This window comes from Rhizomicrobium electricum, from assembly GCF_011762045.1.
In the GTDB taxonomy this organism is placed as follows: Bacteria; Pseudomonadota; Alphaproteobacteria; order Micropepsales; family Micropepsaceae; genus Rhizomicrobium; species Rhizomicrobium electricum.
Genome location: NZ_JAASQS010000006.1, coordinates 368,745 through 375,169, shown reverse-complemented (window position 1 = coordinate 375,169; position 6,425 = coordinate 368,745). Strand labels below are relative to the sequence as shown.

Sequence of the window (6,425 nt, the reverse complement as noted above, 5' to 3'; positions counted from 1 at the left end):
TTCTCAATCACCGAAAGACGCGATTTTACCGGGGTGTTCATGGGAGACCGTTACTTCCTCAAGGGAGCATGAAAAGTGTTAAGGCCACGGCCGTCACATCGCCGCCGTCGGCCAACCGTCGGACGACCATTGCAGCGGCGCGATACGCAGAGTCGGCATGCCGTTCTTCGCGGCATCGTAGGCGTGATAAACGATGTAGTCGCGGCCGCCATCGCGCAAAACGGCGGAATGACCAGGACCGCGGAAACGGTCGCGGTCGCGGAAATCGGCGCGCAGCAGAACCGTGCCATATCCTTGCCGCATCGATTTGCCGTCGCGCCCGACATAAGGGCCGAGCACGTCGCGGCTGCGTCCTATCACGGTGTAGTACGTGCTGCTGGCGCCCTTGCAGCACCAATCGTAGGACGCGACGAGATAGTACCAGCCGCCGCGCTCGAACAGGAACGGCGCCTCGATCGGATCGGGGGCGCCTTGCGGCACCAGACGCTCGGCGAGGGAATGAAGAACGAACGGCTGCTCCGGCCGGCCGGTCTCGCGGTCGAGCGCAACCATCTTGATGCCGCTCCAGAAACTTCCGAACGCGAGCCAGCGGCGGCCATTGCGATCAATGAGATGCGCCGGATCGATGGCGTTGAAATCGTCCGGCTCGCGCGATTGCAGCACCAAGCCGTGATCGGTCCACGGCGCCGTCCCCAGCATCGGCGTGGTCGCAAGACCGATAGTGGACCGGTTCGAGCCGCCCGTCGAGCAGGCGTAATAAAGCCAGTAGCGCCCGTTGCAATAGGTGATGTCGGGCGCCCAGAGATCGTGGATGCCGGGGATCGCCGCCTTCGCCCAACCCGGAACGCTCGGCAGGACGTGGCCGGACAGTTTCCAATGAATCAGGTCGCGCGAGATGCGGATCGGAATCTGCGGCTTGCCCGGATCGCCTTGCGGCGCCAGCGTCGTCGAGAAGAGATAGTAGGTGTAGCCGGCGCGAATGATCGCCGGATCGTGCACGCCGGTGATGTCGCCGGACAGCCGCTCATTCATCCGCAACGGTGCGGAAGCCGCCGATGGCAGGAGAGCGCACCCTCCCGCCATCGCCAAAATCCGTCTCCGGTTGAAGCTGTCTGCCATCCTCTCGACCTAAACGATCGCCGTCGGCCAGCCGTCGGCCGACCATACCAGCGGCGCAATCCGCAGGGTCGGCGTACCGTCCCGGCGCGCGTCGTAGGCGTGATAAACGATATAGTCCTGAGCCCCGTCGCGCAGGATCGAAGCGCCGCCCGGTCCGCGCCAGCGCGATCCGGGATTGTGCGGCAGCACGACCATGCCGTTGCCCGTGGCCATCGCGAAGCGGTTGTGATCGCCATACGGCCCGGCGATGGTGGGCGAACGTCCGACTACTGTGTAGTAGTTGCTGTCGGCACCGCGGCAGCAGAAATCGTAGGCACAGAACAGATAGTAGAAGCCGCCGCGTTCGATGATGAAGGGCGCCTCGATGGCATTCGGCTGACTGCCGGGGGGGCGGTTGGCGAGCGTGAAGATCCGTTTGTCGCCGGGCGCCGGCTTGCCGGTTGCCGAATCGAGCGGGATCATCTTGATGCCGCCCCAGAAGCTGCCGAAAGCAAGCCAGTGCTTGCCGTCGCGATCGACCACGAGGTTGGGATCGATGGCATTGAAGTCATCGCCAGACTTGGATTCGAATACCAAACCCTGATCGACCCATTTGTAATCCGGCGAGGCCGGATTGAGAGTCGCATTGATCGCCAATCCGATAGCGGAGTGATTCTTGCCGAAGGTCGAAACCGCGTAATAGAGCAAATAGCGGCCGCCGACATGGGAGATATCGGGCGCCCAGATGCCTTCGGTGCCGGGAATGGTCTCGCTCGCCCAGTGCGGCAGATCGGGCAGCACCGTGCCGCCTTTTTCCCAGGTGATGAGGTCTTTCGAGAAGCGCCATGGAATCTGCCCGCCACCGGCGGTGCCGAGATTGGTGCTGAAGACGTAATAGGTATCGCCGTCCCGGATCGCACACGGATCATGAACCGGCGAGATGCTGCCGCTCAAACGGCTGTTCAAAGGTTCGGGGTCCGCGCCCAACGCGGGCAAAACGGCCGCCGTGCCTGCTGCAGCCAAGCCGCCCAAAAGCGCGCCGCGGCGCGTCAAATCGTGAAAGAGATGTTGTGACATACCAACGCTCCCGTCTTCGGGAAACAAGGCGCGGCGGACAGACCGTCCGCCGCAATTTCAGCGGGGAAAGGTGCGAGAGGAGAGGCGCCGCCGGTCCGGCAACGCCTCTCCTCCGGTGCTTTCGCTACAGCCTATAACGCAGGCCGAGCGACACCGTACCGTCGAACCGACGCGTATCACGCGGATAGATCGCCGCGAGATCACCCTTGCCGAAGCTGTCTTGGAAATAGCTGTCGAGCAGGTTGGTGGCGTCGACAGTGAAGGTCAGACGGTCGGTTGCCTTGTAGCTGGCCGACAAATCGAGCCACGGCTGCGACTTGGCATAGATCGTCTGCGGATTCTGACCGCCGCCGGGTGCGGCACCTTCGCTGAAGCCCGAACGCCAGTTATAGGCGACGCGCAGCGAGAACGGCCCCTTCTCGTAAATGCCGACGGCATTATACGAGTATTTGGAGATGTTCTGGAACGAGCCGTCGACATACGTACCGTTGAGTTGGACACCGAGACCACTCCAGATACCGGGCAGGAAATCGAAGAACTGCTGATAGCCGACTTCGATACCCTTGATATCGCCGTCGCTGCCGTTCCTCGGCTGCGACACCTGATAGGTGATGCCGCCGATTACCATCTCGGTATTGTAGGAACCGATGTAGCCTTTGACGCGGCGATAGAACAGGCTTGTGGTGAGGTTGTTGGAAGGACCGAAATAGTACTCGAATGTGACGTCGGCATTCTTCGACTGGACCGGCGTCAGGTTCGGGTTGCCGGTCGAACCGGAACCCAAGAGTGTCGCGGTCGAGGCCGACAGCGACAGGCCCGGATTGAGTTGTGCGAAGGTCGGACGAGTCACAGTTTTGGAAAGGCCTATACGAACGAAGAAGTCGTCCTGCACCTTGATGCGAGCGTTGAGACTCGGCAGCCAGTCGAAGTTGTCTTTTTTGCTGACAGCCGGAGAGTAGTCGAAGCTGTACCGGTTGGTAGTGACCGGCGTGGAAGCCGTCGCACCGTGATCGGTGACTACCAGAGTGTAGGCCTTTTGTGTCGCCGAGGTATCGATCAGGCGGATGCCGATATTTCCGTCGACAGGCATTGAGCCCAGATCGAAATCGAAATTGCCTTTCACGTAGCCGGCCCAGCTGATTTCGCGATCATCGAACGATTGGGTCAGATCGTCGGAAGGCGCCGTCGCCGGTAGGCCGAACAGCTGGCGGAGATCGCCGACATGCGAGAACATATACTCCGGATCCGGCGCCATGAACTTGGTGATGCCGAACTTACCATCGAACATGCTGCCGCCGGTAATGTGGTAAGAGCCCGGATACTGGTTAAGCGTAACAGCCGGTCCATTTGGAACGGTATTCCAAATGATGTTGCCGTCGGCATCACGCCCATTCGCCACCCTGCGATAACTGGCGCAGGCTGCCGACAGGTTACGGGCGCCTTGCTGCGCGTAGACAGGGCTGCTCTCTGCGGGATTGCTGTCGCAATCTTGACCACCGGTATTGTCGCCGCGGTTCTGGGCGAAGCGGTTGCCGTAGCGAACACCGAACTCGACCGACTTGAGGCCGCGCGCGGCGATCTCATAGGTCGCATCGGCCCGCCAGTCGATTTCATTACCCGACTGCTTGCTCCACTGGTCGTACCACTGGCGCATGACCATGTTGGCGGGATCGGTGACGGCCGCCAGCGGCACATTCATGTACGGCGTACCGGTGCCCTTGTAGTTGAAGTCGGCTTTATAGGCCGGCGGATCGCCCGGATAGTAATGCGTGTCGAGAATGTAGCCGGTCTGCTTGAAGGTCGAATCCGTATAGGCCACTTCCGAACTGACGGTCAGCTTGTCGCCCGTCCAGGTACCGCCCATGGCAATCTGGTAGGTGTCGGTCTTGGACCGGAAGGACTGACTGCTGGTGAGATCGTAATAACCGGCCTCGACCGTCTTCACTTCGTTGGAGCCAGGAAACAGCGTGGCGGTCGCCGGATTGGCACCGATCCACGGCAGGCCGACGAAGAAATCGACCGAATTCGGGTTGCGATACCGGGTGTAGAACACGTCGGTATAGAACTCGAGGTTCTGATTGGGACGCCATTGCGCCGAGAAGTCGACCGCGGCACGCTCGCGGCGGCCGAGAACCGATTGGGCGCCTTCGGTCAGCGGAATGTAGGCGCACTTCTTTGACGCGTCGTACGTGCAAGCCGTTGGCGACGACGCCATCTCGATCGACTGGCTGGAGATGTAGTTGTCGAGAATCTCTTCTTTATAGTGTGTCTTCGAATAGGAGACGTCGAGCAGCACGCCGATCTCGCCGATACCGGTCTGCCAGCGGTTCGAAATGAGGGCGCTGGCCAAAGGATCGATATGATCGGCGAGGTTGCTCCAGGTCGCGCGGCCGCTGCCGGCGATTTGCAGGCCGTCGAAATCGAACGGACGGTGCAGGCGCACGTCGATCAGGCCGGCGATGCCGCCTTCGAGATCGGAGGCGGTGGACGACTTGTGCACGTCGACGCGGGCCAGCAATTCGGCCGGAACGTCCTGCAAAGTCATAAAGCGGCCGGTCGAAGTGAAAATCTCGCGGCCGCTGACCACGGTGGCCACATCGGGCAGGCCGCGGATCAGGATCTGGTTGGCTTCGGCGGCGTTGCGGCTGACCTGCACGCCGGTGACGTGCTGCAAGGCCTCGATGACGTTGTTGTCAGGCAGCTTGCCGATGTCTTCGGCGACGATGGTGTCGACGATTTCGGACGACTTCATCTTGATGTCCTGCGCGGACTGCAAGCTCGCGCGAACACCGGTCACCACGATAGTTTCCACCGATTGGCTATCGTTGCTTTGCGCCACCGCGCATTGCAAGGACGCGAACAACATCGCGAACCAGGATACCGTTGTGGTGAGACTGGATTTGTTGGTCATGCTTTCCCCTCTGTCGATGCAGACGTTTTTCTGTCCCGGCACAGAGATCGTCAGGATCCCATCTGCCGTTCGACCGATTTTCAGGTCGGTCCCCTTGAGCATCATTTCGAGGGCAACAACGACGTCGTATGAACCTTTCACCTCGGGGGTTATGACCGATTGCAGTGGCGCACCAGGGCCGACGATCTGCACATCCGCCTGACGGGCGAGTTCCGGAATCGACTTGGAAGCCTCTTCCGAAGGGACGTCGAACACCCTTACCTGCGCAAGCGCAGGCATACACTCCAGCATCCCGGCAAGCGCAACCGCCGCTGCCGTGACAACAAGCCTGCAGGTATTCACATCCCCCTGCCCATTCCGCTTCCCCGCGGATCTTGTGCCCTCATCAGATGATCCTCACATCAGTTGACGAGCACAGACGTTTTTTCCCTGGCACTTGTCCGACAATCTAACGGACGATACGAACCTCTTTGGGTCCTTCTTCTACGCGCAGGTCGAGCACCGACGCGGCCACCTTGGCAAAACCAACCGGATCGTCGGCGGCAAACAAACCGGTAATCGTACGTCCCGCAACCGCCGGGTCGACGACGATCCTGGTGTCACTATAACGCGAGAATTCCTCGGCGGCGTCGGCCAGCGTTTCATTTTCCAAAGCGATACGGCCGTATTGCCATGCCAGCTGACGCGCCACCACAGGACGCGCGATCGACTGCACCACGATCGGCGCACTGCCGGATACAATCGCCTGGGTCTGTGCTTTTGCGCGTACCGGCACGATGGCCGGCGCATCGCGGCGCACCACCTCGACCACACCTTCCTGCACCACGATGCGCACCGGCTTCTCGGGCAGGAGTTGCACCGTGAAGCTGGTGCCGACGGCGCGTACATCGGTATCGTGTGCCGAGACGATAAAGGGTCGCTGCTTGTTCTTGGCGACCTTGAAGATCGCTTCGCCCTGGATCAGGCGGATCTTCCGGACGGAGTCCGTATAGGCGACCACGATCTTAGAATTGGTGTTCAGCGTCACCAGCGATCCGTCGCTCAAGCGCACCTGGCGCGCTTCGCCTAGACCGGTCGAAAATTCCTGTTGCGACGATACGGGAAGCAGGAAAACGCCGGCCAGTCCGGCCACCGCCAGACAGGCCGCCGCGCCCGACACCATCAGCCGGCGCCGCATCAACAGCCGCGGGTGCATTGCTGCCGACGAAGCCCCGGAAACAGGTTGCGGTTCCGCACAATCCTCCGGATCGGTCGCAGCGGCCGGATACTCCTCGATGGTGGTGCGCAAGGCATCGGCGCCCACCGCCCGCAACCGCTCGAGACGCACGAGAATGGCCTG

4 protein-coding genes are annotated in these 6,425 nt (G+C 61.2%); all 4 read right to left on the bottom strand.

From position 1 onward, the window contains the following. Positions 1 to 93: 93 nt before the first annotated feature. A complete protein-coding gene (locus FHS84_RS14215; protein ID WP_208393878.1) occupies positions 94 to 1,032 on the bottom strand; it encodes an arabinan endo-1,5-alpha-L-arabinosidase in 939 nt (312 codons plus the stop codon). Positions 1,033 to 1,128: 96 nt separating this feature from the next. Beyond that, the gene (locus FHS84_RS14210) at positions 1,129 to 2,175 is read right to left on the bottom strand and encodes an arabinan endo-1,5-alpha-L-arabinosidase (RefSeq protein ID WP_166935397.1); all 1,047 of its coding nucleotides are present in this window, start codon (positions 2,173 to 2,175) and stop codon (positions 1,129 to 1,131) included. A gap of 124 nt (positions 2,176 to 2,299) precedes the next feature. Continuing rightward, a complete protein-coding gene (locus FHS84_RS14205; protein ID WP_166935395.1) occupies positions 2,300 to 5,365 on the bottom strand; it encodes a TonB-dependent receptor in 3,066 nt (1,021 codons plus the stop codon). A gap of 169 nt (positions 5,366 to 5,534) precedes the next feature. Then, positions 5,535 to 6,413 carry a FecR family protein gene (locus FHS84_RS14200; protein ID WP_341801829.1) on the bottom strand — a complete coding sequence of 293 codons (879 nt, stop codon included), beginning with the start codon at positions 6,411 to 6,413 and terminating at the stop codon, positions 5,535 to 5,537. Between the last annotated feature and the right edge of the window lie 12 nt (positions 6,414 to 6,425).

Bases quoted from the DNA above. Each gene is read 5' to 3' on its own strand.
- FHS84_RS14205 (WP_166935395.1), bottom strand. From the start codon at position 5,365: ATGCCTGCGCTTGCGCAGGTAAGGGTGTTCGACGTCCCTTCGGAAGAG.
- FHS84_RS14215 (WP_208393878.1), bottom strand. From the start codon at position 1,032: ATGAATGAGCGGCTGTCCGGCGACATCACCGGCGTGCACGATCCGGCG.
- FHS84_RS14210 (WP_166935397.1), bottom strand. From the start codon at position 2,175: ATGTCACAACATCTCTTTCACGATTTGACGCGCCGCGGCGCGCTTTTG.